This is a genomic window from Micromonospora sp. NBRC 107095, assembly GCF_030269705.1.
Lineage (GTDB): Bacteria > Actinomycetota > Actinomycetes > Mycobacteriales > Micromonosporaceae > Micromonospora > Micromonospora parva.
Genome location: NZ_BSTU01000001.1, coordinates 1,437,918 through 1,456,795, shown reverse-complemented (window position 1 = coordinate 1,456,795; position 18,878 = coordinate 1,437,918). Strand labels below are relative to the sequence as shown.

The 18,878-nt window shown below is 68.6% G+C and carries 18 protein-coding genes and 1 tRNA gene; 10 read left to right on the top strand and 9 right to left on the bottom strand.

Features of this window, described 5'->3' with window-relative positions:
• Positions 1–42: 42 nt before the first annotated feature.
• Positions 43–375 (top strand): hypothetical protein, encoded by a 333-nt coding sequence (locus QSK15_RS06905; protein ID WP_285793406.1) that lies wholly within the window; start codon positions 43–45, stop codon positions 373–375.
• 145 nt (positions 376–520) lie between these two features.
• Entirely contained in the window at positions 521–865 is a 345-nt protein-coding gene (locus tag QSK15_RS06900; protein WP_279517223.1) for a YnfA family protein, read from the top strand.
• Between the two features lie 61 nt (positions 866–926).
• Here the strand turns inward: QSK15_RS06900 and QSK15_RS06895 are convergent, their stop codons facing one another.
• The 5 genes from QSK15_RS06895 to QSK15_RS06875 form a co-directional block, all read right to left on the bottom strand.
• Positions 927–1,490 carry a kinase gene (locus QSK15_RS06895; RefSeq protein ID WP_285793405.1) on the bottom strand — a complete coding sequence of 188 codons (564 nt, stop codon included), beginning with the start codon at positions 1,488–1,490 and terminating at the stop codon, positions 927–929.
• A 132-nt stretch (positions 1,491–1,622) separates the two neighbouring features.
• The gene (locus tag QSK15_RS06890; RefSeq protein ID WP_285793404.1) at positions 1,623–4,277 is read right to left on the bottom strand and encodes a DUF4132 domain-containing protein; all 2,655 of its coding nucleotides are present in this window, start codon (positions 4,275–4,277) and stop codon (positions 1,623–1,625) included.
• Positions 4,277–4,585 carry a hypothetical protein gene (locus QSK15_RS06885; RefSeq protein ID WP_285793403.1) on the bottom strand — a complete coding sequence of 103 codons (309 nt, stop codon included), beginning with the start codon at positions 4,583–4,585 and terminating at the stop codon, positions 4,277–4,279. Before QSK15_RS06885 ends, QSK15_RS06890 begins: the two co-directional genes overlap by 1 nt.
• A 33-nt stretch (positions 4,586–4,618) precedes the next feature.
• Positions 4,619–5,833, bottom strand: coding sequence for an FUSC family protein (locus QSK15_RS06880; RefSeq protein WP_285793402.1), 1,215 nt, complete (start codon positions 5,831–5,833; stop codon positions 4,619–4,621).
• Positions 5,834–5,956: 123 nt separating this feature from the next.
• On the bottom strand, positions 5,957–8,440 hold the full coding sequence (locus tag QSK15_RS06875; protein ID WP_285793401.1) for a M14 family metallopeptidase: 2,484 nt from the start codon (positions 8,438–8,440) through the stop codon (positions 5,957–5,959).
• A gap of 25 nt (positions 8,441–8,465) precedes the next feature.
• On the opposite strand from QSK15_RS06875, the gene QSK15_RS06870 reads away from it, so the two are divergent.
• The 3 genes from QSK15_RS06870 (at position 8,466) to QSK15_RS06860 (ending at position 10,823) form a co-directional block, all read left to right on the top strand.
• Positions 8,466–8,645 (top strand): hypothetical protein, encoded by a 180-nt coding sequence (locus tag QSK15_RS06870; protein ID WP_285793400.1) that lies wholly within the window; start codon positions 8,466–8,468, stop codon positions 8,643–8,645.
• A gap of 89 nt (positions 8,646–8,734) precedes the next feature.
• Positions 8,735–9,205, top strand: a complete 471-nt coding sequence (locus QSK15_RS06865) for a TspO/MBR family protein (RefSeq protein ID WP_285793399.1) — start codon at positions 8,735–8,737, stop codon at positions 9,203–9,205.
• An 82-nt stretch (positions 9,206–9,287) separates the two neighbouring features.
• A complete protein-coding gene (locus QSK15_RS06860; RefSeq protein WP_285793398.1) occupies positions 9,288–10,823 on the top strand; it encodes a sigma-70 family RNA polymerase sigma factor in 1,536 nt (511 codons plus the stop codon).
• Between the two features lie 41 nt (positions 10,824–10,864).
• On the opposite strand, the gene QSK15_RS06855 is transcribed toward QSK15_RS06860, so the two are convergent.
• Complete coding sequence (locus tag QSK15_RS06855; RefSeq protein WP_285793397.1) at positions 10,865–11,422, bottom strand: hypothetical protein; 558 nt, start codon at positions 11,420–11,422, stop codon at positions 10,865–10,867.
• A 192-nt stretch (positions 11,423–11,614) separates the two neighbouring features.
• Here QSK15_RS06855 and QSK15_RS06850 point away from each other — a divergent pair, with 192 nt between their 5' ends.
• On the top strand, positions 11,615–12,199 hold the full coding sequence (locus QSK15_RS06850) for a transglutaminase-like domain-containing protein (protein WP_285793396.1): 585 nt from the start codon (positions 11,615–11,617) through the stop codon (positions 12,197–12,199).
• A 468-nt stretch (positions 12,200–12,667) separates the two neighbouring features.
• On the opposite strand, the gene QSK15_RS06845 is transcribed toward QSK15_RS06850, so the two are convergent.
• Together QSK15_RS06845 and QSK15_RS06840 are read right to left on the bottom strand one after the other, a co-directional pair.
• Positions 12,668–13,159, bottom strand: coding sequence for a carboxymuconolactone decarboxylase family protein (locus QSK15_RS06845; RefSeq protein ID WP_285793395.1), 492 nt, complete (start codon positions 13,157–13,159; stop codon positions 12,668–12,670).
• A 150-nt stretch (positions 13,160–13,309) separates the two neighbouring features.
• A complete protein-coding gene (locus QSK15_RS06840) occupies positions 13,310–14,182 on the bottom strand; it encodes an SDR family NAD(P)-dependent oxidoreductase (RefSeq protein WP_285793394.1) in 873 nt (290 codons plus the stop codon).
• Positions 14,183–14,377: 195 nt separating this feature from the next.
• On the opposite strand from QSK15_RS06840, the gene QSK15_RS06835 reads away from it, so the two are divergent.
• Together QSK15_RS06835 and QSK15_RS32515 are read left to right on the top strand one after the other, a co-directional pair.
• Positions 14,378–15,241: a helix-turn-helix transcriptional regulator gene (locus tag QSK15_RS06835; RefSeq protein WP_285793393.1), complete on the top strand. Its 864-nt coding sequence runs from the start codon at positions 14,378–14,380 to the stop codon at positions 15,239–15,241.
• Positions 15,242–15,483: 242 nt separating this feature from the next.
• Complete coding sequence (locus QSK15_RS32515) at positions 15,484–15,747, top strand: transposase family protein (protein WP_352232164.1); 264 nt, start codon at positions 15,484–15,486, stop codon at positions 15,745–15,747.
• A gap of 484 nt (positions 15,748–16,231) precedes the next feature.
• On the opposite strand, the gene QSK15_RS06830 is transcribed toward QSK15_RS32515, so the two are convergent.
• Positions 16,232–16,313 (bottom strand) — tRNA-Lys (locus tag QSK15_RS06830).
• Positions 16,314–16,765: 452 nt separating this feature from the next.
• Here QSK15_RS06830 and QSK15_RS06825 point away from each other — a divergent pair.
• Together QSK15_RS06825 and QSK15_RS32595 are read left to right on the top strand one after the other, a co-directional pair.
• Positions 16,766–17,662, top strand: a complete 897-nt coding sequence (locus QSK15_RS06825) for a hypothetical protein (protein WP_285793392.1) — start codon at positions 16,766–16,768, stop codon at positions 17,660–17,662.
• Between the two features lie 178 nt (positions 17,663–17,840).
• Positions 17,841–18,026: a hypothetical protein gene (locus QSK15_RS32595; RefSeq protein WP_502889498.1), complete on the top strand. Its 186-nt coding sequence runs from the start codon at positions 17,841–17,843 to the stop codon at positions 18,024–18,026.
• Positions 18,027–18,878 lie beyond the last annotated feature (852 nt).

Sequence of the window (18,878 nt, the reverse complement as noted above, 5' to 3'; positions counted from 1 at the left end):
AGAGCGGCGGCGATCGACGGAACAGGGCCTACCGTCGTGGGTATGACCACTGATCCCCAAACCTGGGTGCCCGAGTCGTGCACCTTGCCGAGCGCGCAACAGCCACTGCGGCTGGCCGAGTTCGACGAACTGTTCACCACCGCACTGCTCCAGCAGGAACGGCTGTCCCCCACCGCGCTGCGGTGGCGCCTCGACCCGGCAGCCGAGGCGACCACCCGGGACCTGACCGCCCGGGAAAGCTCCTGCTGCTCGTTCTTCTCGTTCACCATCGCCGCCGACGCCGGCGCGCTACGCCTCGACGTGCAGGTGCCGGCCGCGCACGTCGACGTCCTCGACGCGCTCGCCCTGCGCGCCGCCGCCCGGATGACGGCGTGACCGGATCGCCCAGCAGCCAGGTCGCCATTGCGGCCGGGGTGCACCTTGGCCGATCCGCCGCAAGCGGCTCGGCGGGAGCGACTGCCGACGCCCGACCAGCCCACCGGCCCGATCGTGGACCGCGACACCTCGGTACGGTCCACCGGTGACCGTCGTCCGCTCGATCCTGCTGTTCATCGTCGCCGCCCTGTTCGAGATCGGTGGGGCGTGGCTGATCTGGCAGGGCTGGCGCGAACACCGCGGCCTGTGGTGGATCGCCGCCGGGGTCATCGCCCTCGGCGCGTACGGGTTCGTGGCCACCTTCCAACCCGACCCCAACTTCGGGCGCATCCTCGCCGCCTACGGAGGCGTGTTCGTCGCCGGATCCCTCGCCTGGGCCATGATCGTCGACAGGTTCCGGCCCGACCGGTGGGACGTCATCGGCGCCGGCATCTGCCTTGTCGGCGTCGCCTTGATCATGTACGCGCCGCGTTCGGCAGGCGGCTCCTGATCGCCACAGGGCGGGCTGATCGAGCGCGAGTTCACAGTCATCGAGAGTTGGCTGGACGGTGCTACGGGACGTTGGGAAGCAGGTCGTCGTCGCGTCCGGTCTGGGGTAGCCCAGCGGCAGCGGCGATGGCCTCGACGGCCTCGTCCAGTCCGGTGCTTTCAGGAAGGACGAGTTCGTCCGGCCAGCCCAGGACGTCGTAAGCGGCGTACCAGCCACTCATCTGGTCGGTGGTGAACTCCGTGGCCTGCGGGCGGCTGAGGTGCCGGCGCAGAGTCTCGGGCAGGGACACGTCGAGGTAGCAGAACAGCGACCGGCCGCGGTGGTCGTCCCGCAGCGAGGTCAGCACGCTGCGGTAGCGGCTGGTGTGCATGATGCCCTCCAGCACCACGTGATAGCCGTGGTCGAGAGCGAACCGCACGGTCTGCCCGATCAACGCCGGTGCCGCACCGCCGGGCTTGTCCCGCTCGCGCAGCAGGATGCGGCGCAGATAGTCCTGCTCGACCAGAGCGCAGCCCCGGCCGTGCCGACGTCGCAGCTCCCGGGCGATACTGCTCTTGCCCGACCCGGAGTTCCCCCGGACGCAGACGAGAATCGTCTCCGGGCTGCCAGTGGATTCAGCGACCACGACGCCTCCTCAACTTCAGTCGATGCGGACGGCGGGGGTGGGCACGCCACCCCCGCGCGTTCCTTGCGGCCACTGGCGACACAACAACTACCGCCGGGTCGTGGCGACAGCACGGCCGCTCCCGTTGGTGCCTCAGAGCTGGTGCAGGATCACCGGGTCCTTGATCTTCTTGTCGGCTGCCAACAACAACGCCTTGCTGATGATTTCGCCGAGCCGGCTGTCGCCCTCGAAGGGCAGGAACATCTCTGGCTCCTTCGCCTTCGCCGAGGCGGGAACGATGCACAGGTACCGATCGTCCGGGGCGATCAGGATGTTGCCCGAGCCGCAGTGGATGCGGTATGTGTGCAGGTCACCCCGTACTTCGATGAACCGGTCGGTGACCGTGCACCGGTCGGCGATCGCCAGCCGGGGAATCAGCTCGGCCAGCACCTCCCGGCGGGTCCGGGCGGTCGGGGTGAGGTCGCCGAAGCTGCTCTGCGACCAGTAGTCGCGGTACCGACCCTCGGGACCACCGTCGTACCAGTTCGGGTCGTTGCCCACGCCGGCCGCGGCCACGAACAGGTCGACGTCGCGCATCACCTCGCTCAGCACGACCGCCGGAACCTCCTCCAGCGGCACCGGCGTGCGCTCACCCCGGGCGAACCACAGCTGGTCGGTTCCCATCGTGTCGAACACCGCGTCGTCGTTCCGATCCGCGATGCCCGCGACGTTCAGCTGGGCCCGCAGACCCCAGTCGGGTAGGGCCAACCAGGGCAGGTCGTAGCTGGCGCCGTCGTTGCGGTGCTGGACGTACGACCAGCCGCGCCGGGACAGCAGCGCATTGAGACGGTGCTGGCGCACGATGTGCGCGGCGAACCGGTTGGAGTATGTGCCGGTGGTGCGCTCCGCGTCGGTGAGCAGGTACTGCTCGCGGTGCGCCTGCTTGAACGGCTGGGTGATCGTGTGCCGGCCCAGGAAGCCCCGCCACGCCTGGACCGCGGCGCGGTCGTCGACCGGGTGCCACAGCCGTACCGTGGCGTCGCTGGCGGGCTCGACCACCCTGTCGTCCACGGTCCGCAGGGCGTCTCCACCCCAGCAGCAGGCCACGCCGTCGACGGTCCAGATGAGACGCCGGGCCAGGGTCCGGGCCAGTGGGTGGTCCAGGAAACGCTCCCGCCACTGCTCGACGGTCCACGCCCGGTCCCGCCGCAGCAGCCCTTCCAGGCGGTCGCGGGTGGCGATCAGCGTCGCCCCGACGTCCGTGACGGTCGACTTCAGCTCCTTCAGCTCGTCGCCGTGCTCCTTACGCACCTGCGCCGGTGGGGCCTTGACCACCTTGCCGTCCGCGTTGCGCCACACCAGGACGGCGTCGACGCCGCGCACCTCCAGCTCGTACGAGCAGTCACCCAGCTTGTCCGCGAGGGGAAGGCAAAAACCGGGCAGGGCCATCTCCTCGACGTCCTCGCGGCTGACACCGAGCGCCTCGGCGTGCTGGGTCAGCCCCTTCTCCACGATGCGCAGGGTGCTCTTGTAGGTCAGCCGCGACGCGAGCCGGGCCAGTTGCGCGAGGGCGGCGGGATGATCGGACTCGATGAGCGCCGCGACCGCGACGTTCGCCAGTTTCGGGCTGGCCGGCCCGTGGCCGGGGATCTTGCGCGCGGCTCGTTCCGCGATCTGGCCGAGGCTGCGCAGGGTCTCCTCCGACGACGGCAGCATCGTCCGCAGCCAGATCAGGCCCCAGAGCAGCCCGACGTTGTAGCGGTCGATCATCCGGGGCGGGACGTCCGCGAGGTGGCCGGGACAGCACTTGGTCATGCGCAGCGGCCAGGTACGCGCCTGCCCCACGAGCGGGAGCCAGTCGTCGAGCCGGGCGGTGAACTCGTCGTCGCCCACCGCGTCGAGCAGCGACCGAGCCTGCTTGCGCCAGCCCGCCGACGGCTTCGCCTTGTCCGCCTCGACCGAACAGTGGGCCAGCAGCGCCTGCCACGCGGCCCGGCGGTCCCCCGTCATCGCCTCGACGTCCGCGACCGCGCGATCGGCCCACGGTTCGCCGACGTTGGGGATCGGCCACATCCGGTCGGCCTCGTCGCTCATGTCGCGCAGCGAACGCTCGATCCGGGTCCGGCGCCAGGTCGCCAGGGCCGCCGGGTTCACCCGCCCGGCCGACGCCTCCGCCTGGATGGACTCCCAGGTGAACCGCTTGAGCTGCGTGCTCCAGTAACCGAAGCCCAACCATGCCTGACCGCCCAGCCGGTCGAGCCAGACGGCGCCGTCGAGCCCGCCGCCGGAGCGCACGGCACTGATCAGCGTGCCCCGCCCGTCGCTGTCCTCCCCCGGTACGGTCAGGGCGTCGAACACCGTCTGCCGGACCGGTGCCGGTTGTGCGGCCAGCAGTTGCGCCGCCCGGGCCCAGATATCGCGGCGGGCGCGGTCCCACGGGGTCTTGGCCTGGTACGCCAGCATCGGCAGGGTTTCGACCACCGTCATCGCCGCGGCACGACGGCGATGATGGTCTGCGTCGCGGCCGTCCAGGTCCGCCACCGCGGCGGCGAGCAGTTCACCCTGCCGGATGGCCTCCGGCAGCAGCTCGACCTGCGGCGCGGCGAGCTGGTAGGGCCCGTTCGGATCGGTGAGCGCGGCGAGCAGCGCGGGCAGCGTGCCGGCCGGCGCCCAGCCGAGCACCGTGGTCATCCGGCTGACGAAGTCCCGCCGTCCATGCTCGTTGAGGGTGTTGTCGCTCAGCTCGCACCATCCCCTGACGGTGTCGACCACGTCACGCAGTGCCAACTCCACGTCGTGCGGGTCCATCAGCCACCCACCAGCGGGACGAGCTTGAGGAAGGTGATCCGCGACCCCACGTGCAGGCGGACCCTCTCGTCCAGGGCTGTCACCTGCCGGTCGTCGACAAGCACGACGAACCCGTTGCGACGGAACGCGTCGAGTGCCGCCTGCGTCCGCGCCTCCGCGTCGACCTCAGCGCCGGACTCGGCGATCTCCAGGAATGTCCGCCGCCGGATCAACTCGTCGAGGCGTAGCGACTCCTCGAAGACCTCCACGCTCCACTCGGGTCCGCTCGGGGCCCCGATCACTTCATCGGCGATCGTGATCATCGGCATGGCGGAGAAGGTAACGCAGCCGTCCGACAGTGGTCAGATGTGCTGGCCCTGGCTGATCGCCCGCCGCACCAGCGCCGCGCCCTTCTCGGGGTCCAGGCCGCTGGCGATGAGCAGATCATGGGCGATGGTCCGGAACTCGCCCACGGCGATCATCCCGGAGTAGCCCAGACGGTGACTGTGCAGACGGGTGGGGTCGCGGCCGGACCCGCCCTGGGCCCGTCCGACCAGTTCGACAGCCTCCAGGATCCGCTCGCGCGGCTCCCGTGGCTCCTCCCGCGCGATGATCGCTGCGCGCAGGTCCTGCGCGCCGTCGGCCAGCAGGTCGATGGCGTCCGGGACCTCCTCCGGCAGCGGCTCGTCGTCCTTGAGCGCCGTCGTGAGCCGCCTCGCCAGAGATCGGCAACTGTGCACGCTGCGTTCCAGATGTCGGATCGACTCCGCGTGGAGGGCGAACGAGTCGCGTTCATGCCAGCGCAGCGGCGCGAGTCGTACCACCTCCTGGGCGGCTTGCAGCCCGTCCCGTAACGCGATGATCTGCGGGCCGAGGTTCCGCAGCTCGCGCAGGCCCTGCTCGGCCTGTCCGAGATCCCGCACGCGCAGCGCCGCCGCCAGGTGGTGCATGGCGGCCACCGCGGGACCGACCACGGGCTCGGCCAGTCGGTGCAGTGTCCGCCGCGGATTGATGGGCACCAGCAGCAGACTGACCGCTAACCCGATCAGCCCTCCGACTGCGGCGTCCACGAACCGGGGAATGGACAGGTCACGGACCGGTGGTTCGAGGGTGGCGATGAGCACGGCCGTACCGCCGGCCTGGGTGAGCAGCGAACCGCCCCCCTTGAGCAGGATGGCCACGATGATCGCCAGTAGGACCACCCCACCGGTCTGCCACGGGCCGATGCCGAAGAGCGGCATGAGCAGGTCACCCACGGCGAGCCCGAGCACCACCCCGACCAGCAGCTCGATGGTGCGCCGCAGTCGGGAGCCCATCGCGGCAGCCGTGATGCCGACCGCCGTGGTGGGTGCGAAGACCGGGGACGGATTGCCGAGAAACTGGTACACGACGAACCAGGCGAGCCCCGCCGCGATGGCGGCCTGCACGGCGAGCAGACCGTAGAGCCGGAACCGCCAGGAGCGTACGCGCCACGCCTCCCGCGCCCCCTCCCGCAGGCTGCCGAACACCCGGTCGACGCGAGAACGCCCGTGGGGTGCCGAATCCAGGTCGGCGGCCGAATCCTCGCTCGCGGGCATGCGCGCCGCTTACCCACCGAACGAGGACCTATCCCCGCTGCCGACGCCGCGCGCGCCCTGTCGACCGTTGCCCCGCCGGTGCGGGTCACACCGACCGGCGGGGCAACGATCACGGTACGCGGACTACCTCTTGGTGATCTTGATCGTCGCCGTCCGGTAGTTGTTGCGCCTGTCGTTCTTCGTCGGGTCGTAGTTCTTCTCGATGTTGCCGGCGCTGTCCACCGAGAACCAGCGGAACGTGGTCGTCTCGGTCACGTGGAACACCTGCCCCGGCTCCCGGAACTCGGTGGCCGCGTAGCGCGGCGACTGGAGCGTCGGCCGGCTGCCATCGGTCGTGTAGTAGATGGTGGCCGGCTCGCTCGTCTCGAAGCGTACGTCCACCGGCCCGCGGTAGGTCCCGGCGCCGGGAACGAGCTGCGATGTCGGGTTCTTCCGGTCCCGTCCCCAGTCCGCCGCGACCCGGAACATCTCCATGATCCCGTTGGCGTACTCCATCGTCTCGGCGTGACCGCTGACCAGCTCGGGGTTGCCCGCCCACTCCGGCTGGAACGAACCGCCCTGCCAGTCGCCCGTGGCCGGGTTGTAGACGGAGCCGCCGACCTCCCAGCCGAAGGCGTAGATCCCGTAGGTGTGGTACAGGTCCTCGCGCACGTTGCCGGCGGAGGAGTAGAGGACGTCGGACGAGCCACCGACGTTCTCCGGCGTGACGACGGTCTCCCGGTGCGCCTTGACCTGCGACAGGATCCGGGCCGCCGACTGCCAGTAGAACGCCTCGTCACCCAGCGGCGGGCGTGGCGTGGTGATGCGCCCGTCCGCGATGTACGCGCCGGGCTGCCAGAACAACTGGCCGCCGTTGGAGTGCACCGACATCATGAACTTGATGTTCTTGTACTTCTCGACCAGCCAGATGATGTTCTTCGACTCGGGCTCGGACAGCTTCTCCGGGCCCTGGTAGGTGCCGCTGACGCAGTTGGTCGACCCGCCCGCGTACCCGTCGTGACCCGACCCGACCCGGTAGTTGCGGTTCAGGTCGACGCCCCAGGAGTTCCGCTGCCCAGGATCGGCTGTCGCGTCCGGGCAGTGGTTCGTCAGGTTCTTCCGCTGCGAAGCGAAGTTGTAGAAGCTGTAGTTCGCCCCGTCGGGGTTGTTGGAGAGGATGAAGAAGACGTCGGTGTTGTCGACGATCTCCTTCGTCTCGCGGTCGGACCGGTAGTTGTGCACCAGACGCTCGGCCGACTCCAGGCTGGTCGTCGCCGGCACCCACTCGCGGGCGTGGTCCTGCGCCTGGATCAGGACGCCGGGCTTCTTGCCGTCACGGTGCTTGCCGATCCGCAGGACGGGAATCGTGACCGGGCCCCGGGGCACCTCACCCTCGGGCGCGCCGACGCGCTTCTGGTCGAGGAAGTCGGTCAACGCGACCGGGCCGGCCGTCGGCGCGACGACGCCGGTGCCCGTGTTGGTGCGGTACGGGTGCGCCCGGTCGATGAGGCCCGCAGAGCGGGTCCGCAGCGCGTCCGCCACCTGGGTGGCCGTGCTCGCCGGAGCGCCGGAGGCGTCAGTGGCGAGCAGCACGCGGACCGCTGTGCCGGTGACCTCAACGGCGAGCGGCAGGTCCGCCTCCGGCCGGTCCACGAACTCGACTGTGACGTCGTTGCCGCCCTCGTGGCCCCACGCCGCCGAGCTGACCACCACCGCCGACTGCCCCGTACCGCCGATCGTGGCCTGCGCCTTGCGCTGGTAGCCGTTGGTCTGGTTCGGGAGGTAGACGATCTCGGCGATGTCCGGGTACTGGCGGGCGATCTCCTTCGCCCGGCTGTAGAGCTGCTGCGGGTGCTTGTACCCGTCCACGAAGTCCGACTTGTAGGACGGGTTCGCCGTCAGCGGCGGCGGGGCGTCCTCCAACCAGTCGGAGACCTTGCCGGTGGTGACGCCACCGGTCGAGCTCGTGACCCGGATCTGGGTCGGCCGGGCGTCGAGCTTGAACAGGTTCCGGTGGAACATGTACTGCCCGGAGTCCACGAAGCGGCTCATCGTCCGGGCGAAGCCGAACGACGTGCCCCGGCCCGAGTCGTTCTCCAACTGCATCTCGACGACCGGTTCCGCCTGCTGTCCCTCGGTGGTGCGCGCCTCGACGTACAGGAAGCCCTGGCCCTTGGTGGTGAACCAGTCGGCGCGGGCGATCCGCACCGTCGCGTCGTGGCTGGCCGGCTGCGCCGCGCGGGCGGCGGCGTTGCCCTGGAGGCCGCCGTCGGCCTCGTCACTCCAGACGAAGCCCGCGTCGTCGGCGAGGACCTCGACGCCCATCGCCGTCAGTTCGGTGATCTGCTCGGCGGTGACCACCGCCTCGCCCTCGATGCCGGTCGGCACCCGCTTGAGACCGTGTTCGAGGTCGAAGCCGGCGGCGACGACCTTGTCCAGCATGTCGGCGCCGGCCAGTTTGACGTGTACGCGGCGGACCTGGTCCCGGGTCTCCAGCTGGGATCGTGCGGAGCCGGCCGTGGCGGCCGACTGCGCGGGATCCGCGCCCGCTGGCCCGGTCGACACGAGGACGCCCGCCAACAGTGCGGGCAGCGCCACGAACGCGATGCGCCGTTGTCTGCGTCGCATTGTCCCCTCCTTCTCCTTGCGACAGGTGGATGATGTGCTCGCGACCATCCACAAAGGAGGGATGGTTGACGCTCGCGCACCCTGGTCGGGGCACGGTGACGATTGGCGTAGCGAGGAGGTCCGGGAGGCCGTGCGCGAGTTGGCTGAGCGTATGCGGATCTTCGACGGCATCGGCTCGGATCAACGTAATTTGAGCATTACTTGAGGCACACCACGACGCAGGACCCGGGTGCCCTCGCCGAGTCCCGTGGACCGGCTGTGGTTGATCCGGCACCGGCGGGGTAGCTGCACAGCATGCGACTTCCCACCCTGGTCAAGACCGCGGCGGCGGTCACCGTCACGGCCGCCGCCGGTACGGCGGTGAACGACACCTCCAACGGCTGGTACCGGCGACTGCGCAAGCCGACCTGGCAGCCACCGCCCGTGGCGTTCCCGCTGGTCTGGACGCCGCTGTACGCGCTGATCGCGGTGGCGGGCGCCCGCGCCCTGGACCGCACCAGCGGAGCCGAGCGCGCCGCGTTCACCCGCGCCTACGCGCTCAACCTGGCGCTCAACTTCGGGTGGAGCGCGTTGTTCTTCAAGGCCCGCAGGCCCACCGTCGCGCTGGCCGAGATCGCCGCGCTCAACGCCTCCAACGTCGCGCTCATGCGCCGCGCCGCCCACGCCGACACCGTCGCAGGTGCCGCGCTGGCCCCGTACGTCGCGTGGACCCTCTTCGCCACCGTGCTCAACGGCTCCATCGTCCGCCTCAACAGCGACAGGTGACAGCTCAGTTTGTGTGACCTGGGCGGGTCTCAACCCATCTCCACGGTGTACGAGAATGTCCCGTGAAGGCGAGGTTGTGAGCGTGACCTATCACGCGTACCCGAACAGGACCGACCTGTCGGCGGTAGTGGACGCGGCCCGCCGCGGCGACCACGCCGCGATGGATGAGCTGGTCTCCCACTACCTGCCACTGGTGTACAACATCGTGGGCCGGGCGATGAGCCGTTCCGCGGACGTCGACGACGTGGTGCAGAACACGATGCTGAGCGTCGTACGCGGGCTGGCGAGCGTACGCGATCCGCGGCTGTTCCGGTCCTGGCTGGTGGCCGTCACCATGAACGAGATCCGTGCCTACCGGCAGCACCGGCAGACCACACCGACGCCGCCGGAGGACATCGACAACATGGTGGCCCCGGGTTCCGACTTCGAGGACCTGACCCTGACCCAGCTACGCCTGTCCGACCAGCGCCGGGAAGTCGTTCTGGCCACGCGATGGCTGGACGACGACCACAGGCACCTGCTCTCCCTGTGGTGGCTGGTCGAGGCGGGTCACCTGTCCCGCGCCGACCTGGTCGACGCCCTGCGGATCGACCCCCACCACGTCACCGTCCGGGTGGCCCGGATGAAGGCACAGTTGGACACCGCGCGACTGGTCGTACGGGCCCTCATCGCCCGGCCCGGCTGCGCCGGCCTCATCGACACGGCCTCGGACTGGGACGGCCAACCGGCGCCGGTGTGGCGCAAACGGTTCGCACGGCACATCCGCGACTGCACGTACTGCCCGAACACGGCCTCGGACCTGGTTCCCGCCGAGCGGCTGCTCGCCGGCCTCGCGCTCACGCCGGTCCCGGCCCGCCTCGCGTCGGACGTCTCCCACCAGGCCCAGCTCGTCGCCACCTCGCAGGGCGTCGCCTCGGCGGGCGCGTACGCGAAGGCCGGGCTGGTGGCCAAGGCCCGCCTCACGGCACTGTCGCTCCCCAAGACCCTGGTCGGCGCCGTCGCGGCCGTCGCCATGGTCGGAGGGGGCGGCCTCATCCTCACCACCTACGCCGACCGGCCGACGAAACAACCGGCGAGCGCCACAGCCCTCGCACCCTCGGCGCAGGTCACCGACCCCGCCGCCGAGCCGAGCGAACCCGCTGTCGAGTCGCCCTCCCCCACGGCACCCGAACCCTCCCCGAGCACCGCACGCCCGAGCCCCACCCCCAGCAAATCGGCGACGCCGACGCGTACCCCGTCACCGACGCCGAGCAGGCCGGCCAAGAAGTCAGCCGCCGCCCTGCCGGCCGGCGTGTCCGCCGCCGAACAACGCCTGCTGGTGCTGCTCAACGAACGACGCCGCGCGCTCGGACTGACCGAGGTCAAGATGCGCACCAACGAGCAGAACCTCGCGGAGGACTGCGTGAAGCAGAACCTGGACGCGGGCACCTTCGAGCACTGCGGGCACGAGGTCCTGTGGGCGTCCTCGGGAAACTCCCCGCCCGAGCAGATGATCGAGGCCTGGTTCAACAGTCCCGGCCACAAGACGGCACTGACCTACGCCAGCTCCCGCTTCGCCGGCCCCGCCATCGTCTACAACGGCTCCCGCCAGATCGCCGCCATCAACATCGACTACTGAGGCTCTCCGGCCCGGCGACTGTCGTCGCCGGGCCGGCCCGCCTACGCCCCATCCCCGACAGGTGGCATCGGCCGCACGGACGCCTCGGCGGCCAGGCGCGCCGCCAACCGTTCATCGAGGTACGCGGCCACCTGCGCATCCTCGGCCGGGGCCAGCGTCGTCCGGCACAGGTACCGCGGCTGCTGGTCCGCGCAGTCCAGGCGGTACGCCTCCCGCATCCGGACGGCGTGCCTGATCGCCGTCCACGGCAACCGCAACGCCGCATGAGCGGTGTGCCACTCGATGGCCTCCGCGGTGAACACGTACCGCACCGGCGCGCTCAACTCGGCGTGACGTCGCAGGTACGCCGAGCCGTTGATCAGCCCCGCGATGCACCAGACCGCCCCGAACGGGACGCCGAACAGCCCGGCAAGGAGCCACCCGCCGTCGGCCGTGAACGTACCGAGGCTCGTGATCGACAACAACAGACCCGAGATGACGAACAACCAGCTCATCCGCCGCAGATCCCGTCGCAGCAACCGCGTGAACCGGACGTCGGGCGTGACGAGCAGGTCGAACCCGCCCCGGACGCCTGCTTCATCGAGCTTCTCGTCGCTCACGCATACCCCTCGCCGTCGTCGATGCCAGCCGCGAGAAAACCTAGACCCTGCCGGCGCGTTGCCGCAGCTGTGGCCGGGAATGAGGGTGACAGGCGAAGCGTGGCTGCGGTGAGATGGCACCGTTACCGTACGCGACGGGTCATGGCGCGATGGAGCAGCCTCGATCCGACAGGCAGCGGGGAGAGGACAGCTGTGCAACTGGTCGCGGGCGAACCGATGGATTACCTGGGCGGTGACACGGTCGTCGAGGTGGACCATCCGGCAGTGCGGGCGTTAGCTGGTGAACTCCGCGCGGCGCATCCGGACGACGTCGACTTCACGCGGGCCGCCTTCGAATGGGTTCGTGACCGGATCCGGCATTCCGTGGACGCCCAGGATCCGCGGATCACCGTCACCGCCAGCGAGGTGCTCAGCGCTGGCGTCGGCCTCTGCTATGCCAAGTCGCACCTGCTGGTGGCCGTGGCCCGGGCCGCCGGCGTTCCGGCCGGGTTGTGCTACCAACAGCTGACCGACGGGAGAGAGCCCTTCCTGCACGGCCTCGTCGCCGTATACCTTGCGGGCCGCTGGCATCGCCAGGACCCGCGCGGCAACCGCACCGGCATCGACGCCCAGTTCCGGCTCGGGCGTGAGCAACTGGCCTACCCGATCACCGACGGCTCGACCGGCCTCGATCTTCCTGACGTGCACGTGCGACCCTCGCCCAATGTGATCGCAGCCCTGCGCGGCGCTCGAGACGCTCTTGAGCTGTGCCGCGCCGGGTTGCCCGCTACGCCCTGAGCCGGGACAGCCGACGCCGGACATGAAAATTCGCGGCAACACGGCCGTACGCGAAAGGCCCCGACCCGGTGTGAACCACCAGGTCGGGGCCTTGATCGTTGATGCGCCGCCAGGGACTCGAACCCCGAACCCGCGGATTAAGAGCCCCGCCTGTGTCGTGTTCGTGGGTCCCACGTGGCATCGACGGTCCCACGTGCCCGTGCTGATCCAGCGTCTGCGGCCGCTGGGTGCCAACCGATAGCTACCTGTCCCCGGCGAGCGAGCACCCGACGAGCACCCGCACATCGCGGCGGAGCCGACACGGAAGCCAGCCGAGCTGGCCGGCGGTTGGACTTCGACCTGGTCTTCACAACCGGCATCGATACCCCATCGAGCCGCGGAACCTGAACCGGCACTTCGTCCGGCTCATGGCGCTGGCCGGAAGGGGTCAGGCCCGGTCCAACCGGACCGGGCCTGACCCCTGAACCCTTACTTACCAGGGTCTGAGCGTTGCGGGTTCTCTGCGAAGACCTGAGCCGCGACCTGGTAGCCGTCGAACGCGCGTGCTACGCCAGCGTAGGCCGCGACCTGAAGAAAGACTTCGGCGATCTCTTCCTTGGTGGCGCCGGCGTTGAGCGCGATGCGCAGCTGACCACGGAGGGGCTCCAGGACGCCGAGTGTCGCCGCGATGGTGACGGACACCAGTGCCCGCGTCCGTGTATCCAGGTGCTCGGTGCGCGGCCAGACGTCGCCGAAGGCGTGCATCGTCGCGATCCGTTTGAAGTCTGCGCCGTTAGCTGGCTCACCAGGCGTGGCGCCAAGAAAGCGCTCCAAGCGGAAGCCCAGCAGACGCTCAGCCGTGTCCAGCGCGGCGGCGTACCCCGGGTCTGTCGGATGGTTCGTCGTCACGATAATCACCCTTTCATCTATAAGGACAAAGCAGATGAGATCCGGCATTTCGAAGGTGACAGAGATCGTCACCTCAGTCGAGCTGATCAAGTCGCATGTCGGGACCGGGCAGCGTCTCGCTGTGGGAGCCATGGCTGACGGCCGCTGGCCGGCCCCGGTGGCGGTTGCCGGATCGGCCAGCCGCCCGAGCCGCCTGTTACCCGAGGCGGAGTCAGCGCATGGTCAGGAGATCTGCCAATCGATCGGATGCTCGCCCGGGCGCGGGATCAACGCAGTGAACAGCGGGCTGGGCTCTGCGAGGACGGCGGTACGGAACTCCGCCCAGTAGCCGTCGGTGCCCAGGATCTGCTTGGCCCTAGGAATGGCTGCCGAGTCCGGTGCGGAATAGTAACGGACCTTGGTGTTGTCCCCGTCGACGGCGGCTCGGTACACGACGTCGGCGGTAATCGACGGGTCAGAGCCGGTTGGCGCGTTCTTGGAGAAGAACGCATCGATTCCAGCCTGATAGTCCGCAGGGACGTCCTGCGCAATGTCGATCTTCGTGAAAATGCGGGTGGAGTGCTGTCCCGGCAGGACGGCCTTGACCGCGATGCCGAAACCGGCCACCTCCAGGCTCATCCCCTCACTCAGGGCCGCCACGGCTGCCTTAGAGGCAGCGTAGACGGCGCTGTACGGATAACCCTGCTCAGCGGTCAACGAGGAGATGTTGATGATCGTTCCGGAGCGCTGGGCGCGGAAGATCGGCAGGAAGGCCCGGCTGAGCGCGATCAGTCCGAACACGTTGGTCTGGAACTGCCGGTGGATCTGGTCCATGCTGCTCACCTCCACCGGCCCCATCTGGTAGAAACCCGCATTGTTGACCAAGACGTCGACCTGTCCGAACTGCTCCACCGCGGTCTGCGCGAAGGGCCCTGCCGCCTGCTCGTCATCGACGTCCAGCAGCAGCGTCCTGACCCGCTCCAATCCCTCGTGCACCGTCAGGTCGGCCTCCTTGCGGACCGTCGCGACCACGTTCCAGCCTTCGGAGGCGAACTTCTCGACGATGGCCCGGCCCATCCCAGTCGCGGTACCGGTCACCACGATCGTTTTCGACATAGAGGACTTCCTCACCTATTAGTTAGTCCCGGCCCGGACATCCGTGCCCTTTCTGGGCTTTGCTGCTGTCCGGGCAAGTGGTGGCTTGCTGATGCGTCCTAGTCTCACCGTGGCAAATCGGGCCGGCCAGGTTCGGTTCTTCATGGGAAAGACAGTCCCAGGTATCCGCCGATGCCCGGGGGTAGGTTGGGTTTCATGTCCAAGCGCCCGGCGTCCAGCGCGAGCAATCCGCTTGCCGAGTTTCTGCGGGCCAGCCGTGCACGTATCCGGCCGGACGACGTCGGCCTACCCGACGGCGGCCGGCGGCGACGCGTTCCCGGGCTGCGCCGTGAAGAGGTCGCCCAGCTGGCCAATGTCAGCGCGGACTACTTGGCCCGGCTCGAGCAGGGACGCGTCACCACTGCGTCACCCGAAGTCCTCGACGCCCTCGCGGACGCGCTTGGTCTCAACCGCGATGGCCGGGAGTACTTGCACTCGATCGCAGGGCCGAAACAGCGCCCAGGATTCCGCACTCAGACCACGTCGCGGATTGACCCGCAGACCCAGCGATTGCTCGATAGCCTGTACGAAGTTCCCGCCTACGTATTCGGCCGGAGACTGGACATCCTCGCCTGGAATCCCCTGGCCGCTGCCTTGTTCACCGACTATGGGGCGCTACCGGAGCGGCACCGCAACCTTCTCTGGCTCACCTTTCTCGATCCGGGTTACCGGGAATTGAACACCGATTGGGCCAGGGCCGCCCAGGAATGCGTCGCCTACCTACGCATGGAGGCCCGGAACTACCCTAGCGATCAGCGCCTGGCTGAACTTGTCGGGACTCTCTCCGTCAAAGACGCGGACTTTCGCACATGGTGGGGCGGCCACCTCGTGACCGGCGCCACGCTGCGCCGCAAGATTTACCAGCACCCACTGGTCGGCCCACTCACCCTCGATTCGCAGCAATTCGACGTCAGCGGCAAGTCCGACCAGCACCTCGTGGTGTTCACCGCCGAACCAGACAGCTCATCCCACGAGGCACTGAAGTTGCTCGCCCAGTGGGCGAACACGCCGGTGGCTTGAAATCCCCGTTCCGAAAATGCCTGCCTCAAATCCGGCATCGTGGTTGTAGACCCGACCCGTGGCCGGGTCGTGCGCGTCGTGATCGATCACAAATGTGGCCTGGGGCGGATGGAACGCGTGGAAAAAGCTGGCGGAGACTGCCGGCGGCCAGGGCCCCGGCAAAGTCGTGGGGTGCCCGGCTTGATGTGGTTGGTGTAGACGCGCCCTTGCTGGTGGTAGCAGGGCAGGGATGACCGGTTCAGATGATCATCGAGGTTCCTACGTCTTGTCGATCGTCCGAAGTGAGCCATGCCCGCTTTGCCATCATCGCTGATCTCGTCCGTGTCCGACGCACCGGTTGTCACGTGCCCGAAGCCGCTGCTGGGCTGCCCGCAGCGTTGACAGGTCTGCCAGATCCTCGCGCCCGTCGCGGTGTCCGGCACCGGTTGACCGTGGTGGTGACCGCAGCGGTCTGTGCCGTGGTGGCCGGCTACCGCTCCGAGCGGCACCTCGCCAGTCGGCAGTAGTCGCACTGAAGGATGAGCGCCTCGCCGCTGACTTCAAGCGCAAGACGGACGCCCTCGCCGAACGGCGCTCCTTCGGCCTGAACTTCGAGCGACACGTCCCCGAGGCCGTCGAGTTGCCCGGGCGACCGTCCGCAAGAACGACAAGGTGCATGTGCTCCTGACGCGAGAAAAGCAGATTCGCCTGGCGGACGACGGGATCGTCAACAAGCACCACGACCTGAACAGCTCCGACGATCTCGAACGACTGCTCGACGAACGCGTCGCCCTACTCACCGACGACCACATCCCCGAGGCGGCGGTTGTCGCCCACCGGCCGATGACACCAACCCGAAACCACGAATCGAAGATGCCCGGCGACGTCCACCAACGCAGGCCCTGTCGCTCCAGGCACGGAACGGTCCAACGGCTTCCGAGCACCCGGCTACGGCACGGAACATGAAGAAAGCCCCGACCCAGGTGGAAACCAGGTCAGGGCCCATCTCAGTGGTGCGCCGCCAGGGACTCGAACCCCGAACCCGCGGATTAAGAGTCCCGTCGATGCCGTGCTCATCGGTCCCGCACGGCGCTGGCAGTCCCACATCCCCCTACCAGTCCATTGCCTGTGGGCCGCCGTGTGCCACCGGATGCCCGTCGTCCACGGCGGGCGAGCACCCGGCGAGCACCCGCATAGCGCGTCCCAAACGACCATAAGACAGCCGAGCGGAACCGGTGCTTGGCCCCCCACGCCACTCAGAGCGGTGGGCGCAGAGGCCCTTGTGCGCCGCTCGTGCCCGTCGTACGGTGCAGGAATCGGGACGCCGGTCTATCCGTCTCCCCTTGCTTGCCGCTTCCTCTCGCGGAGCCCGCATCGCGGCGTAAACGCCGAGGGCTACGAGCCGCTTGCGGCTCTACCCATCTGGTTTCTGAGGACCCTTGCCTACCTGGGGTAGGCCGCCGATCTCGCGCGTTCCCTGCTAGTCGGGCCCCACGCTGCCGTACCCGTGGTCAGCGTCGTTCCCACCGTGAGAGGAGTACCACCATGATCGTCCGATCCGATGGCGTATCGCAGGATCCCGTCGGCGCGTTGCTGGCCGAGGCGTTTCCGTACCAGCATGTTCTGCGCGCTGACATCGCGGCTGATCTCCGCCGCTGTCCAGTTCTGCTGATTGACCCGCCGAACAAGTCGTTCTTCGGCCACGTTGTGGAACTCGCGATTGGTCTGGCCTTGTGCGATCAGAGCCCGTACCTTCGCCTGCTCCACTGCCTCGACCACGACCTTACGGCCCGATTGCTCACCATGGCCGGCTACGGGCCCACCGACAACGCCACCACGGCATACGGCGCTTGGCGCCGTAACGGCTCAGAGCTGCAGCCAGCGCACATCTTCACCGTGGCCAGTCGGCTCGCTCACGTCCGTAACTTGCTCAACGACCTCGACCGTCATTGCTCAGACTCCGTAGATGTCGCACGGCATCTCCTTGAGCAGTACCCGCGTCTCCTCAGCGGTCGTGCCGAGGAGACGTATCACACGAGGCGTGTGTTCCGTACCGTCTGGGCCAGCTACTCCAGTGGCTTTCACAACGCTTTGCGCTCCTACGGGGCAGCGACCACGCAGCTGTCCCTGCTCGACGCACGCCGCCACGCCGACTACCTCCTTGGTACCACCGTGCTGGAAGTCAAGACCGGCCGACTCGACGAAGACCGCTACCTCGACGAGCTGATCCAGCAGATCCTGACCTACGCGCTGCTTGCCCATCACGATGGTCACCGCGTCACTCACATTGCCGTCTACGCGGTTCGATATCAGCGGCTGCTGCGATATCACATCGATGAGCTGGCCAATCAGCTCGCCGGCACACCCATCGATCTGGCTGGAATCGGCGCTGAGTTGGCCGACGCCATAGAGACCCGGCCACGTCGAAGGCTAGCCACCTAAGCGCGGGAGGCGAGCTCAGGTGCAAGATGGGGGCAGCCTCGCTAACGGCACAACTCTGTGTCACGCGCTGACAGGAGAAACGTTGCGTCCGATCCACGCCCCAAGGACCGCTCGGTAGGCCGCCATCGCGCTGACTTATTGGGCTAGTTTCATCGAGTTGAGGGGCAATCTCAACGGCTTGGAGGACAAGGATGGCCTCGACGATCGAGCTGGCGCGGCGGCGCTCAACGAGATCTGGATGGCGCTGCGGGCGCCTTGGGTAGCCCTTATCCGCGTCCGCAAGAGTCAGCACGTTCGTGCTGGCCAGGACGTAAAAGAGGCCGTGAATGCGGGCGGCGGTCAGGTTGTGGACGGCGCCGGGTAGTACGGCCGAGGCCCAGATCAGCCGCCGGCCGTGTCGGCGAGGACTTGCACCTCAACGACCTGGCGCTTGCGCTTCCCTACGGAGGCTGGTCGGGGGCCAAGTTGATCGGGCTCAGCGTGCCATCGAGGATCGCGTACGCCAGTTGGGCGGTCGGACGCATCGCCGCGTTGAGGTCGGCACCGGAACCGAGCAGCTCGTCGGCCTCGCGTAGTTAGTGCCACACGTCCGTCAGCGACAGCTCGAAGCCCGCCGCGCGGCGCGCGAGGATGTCGCCGTCGCGCAGGTGCGCCGAGGCGAGCAGCGCCGTTCGCAGTGCAGGCAACCGGCGTCAACGGCCGCCGAACGCGCGGCGCCGGCCGCAACTCAGCTCGATCCGGCGGGCCAGGCTCGCGTGGAGCGGGATGCTGGCTGGATGAGTCGGCTGCGAAGCTCCCGTCCTGGGCGGTTGATCTTGGTCGACCGCACCGCTGTGTGCCTGCTCAGGTCTGTCCGTCGCGATGGAAGCTCAACGAGCGCCGCCGTTGGTCACGGGTGCCGGGCTAGCATCGGGTCGTGAGGGGCGAGTCATTGCTAGGCGCGAAGGACGCCCTCGCCGATGCAAGTGTCGGCTGTCGGCTCCCCTGACAACTGACCCGATGGCCCTGAAGACCGCCCGGGGCAGCGGGACGACCCGGCCGACCAGCCTCACAGAGGTCGGCCGCGGAGCTTCGCTGATCGCCGCTGTCCATGCGGATTGCAGCCCAGTCAGACAGGTCGGCGGCGCTTCGACTACCCTCACTCGTCCCGCATAGCCGCATGCCGCACTCGTCGGGCCGCCAACCGCGGTGCCGCCGCCCGCTGGTAGCCCTCAGT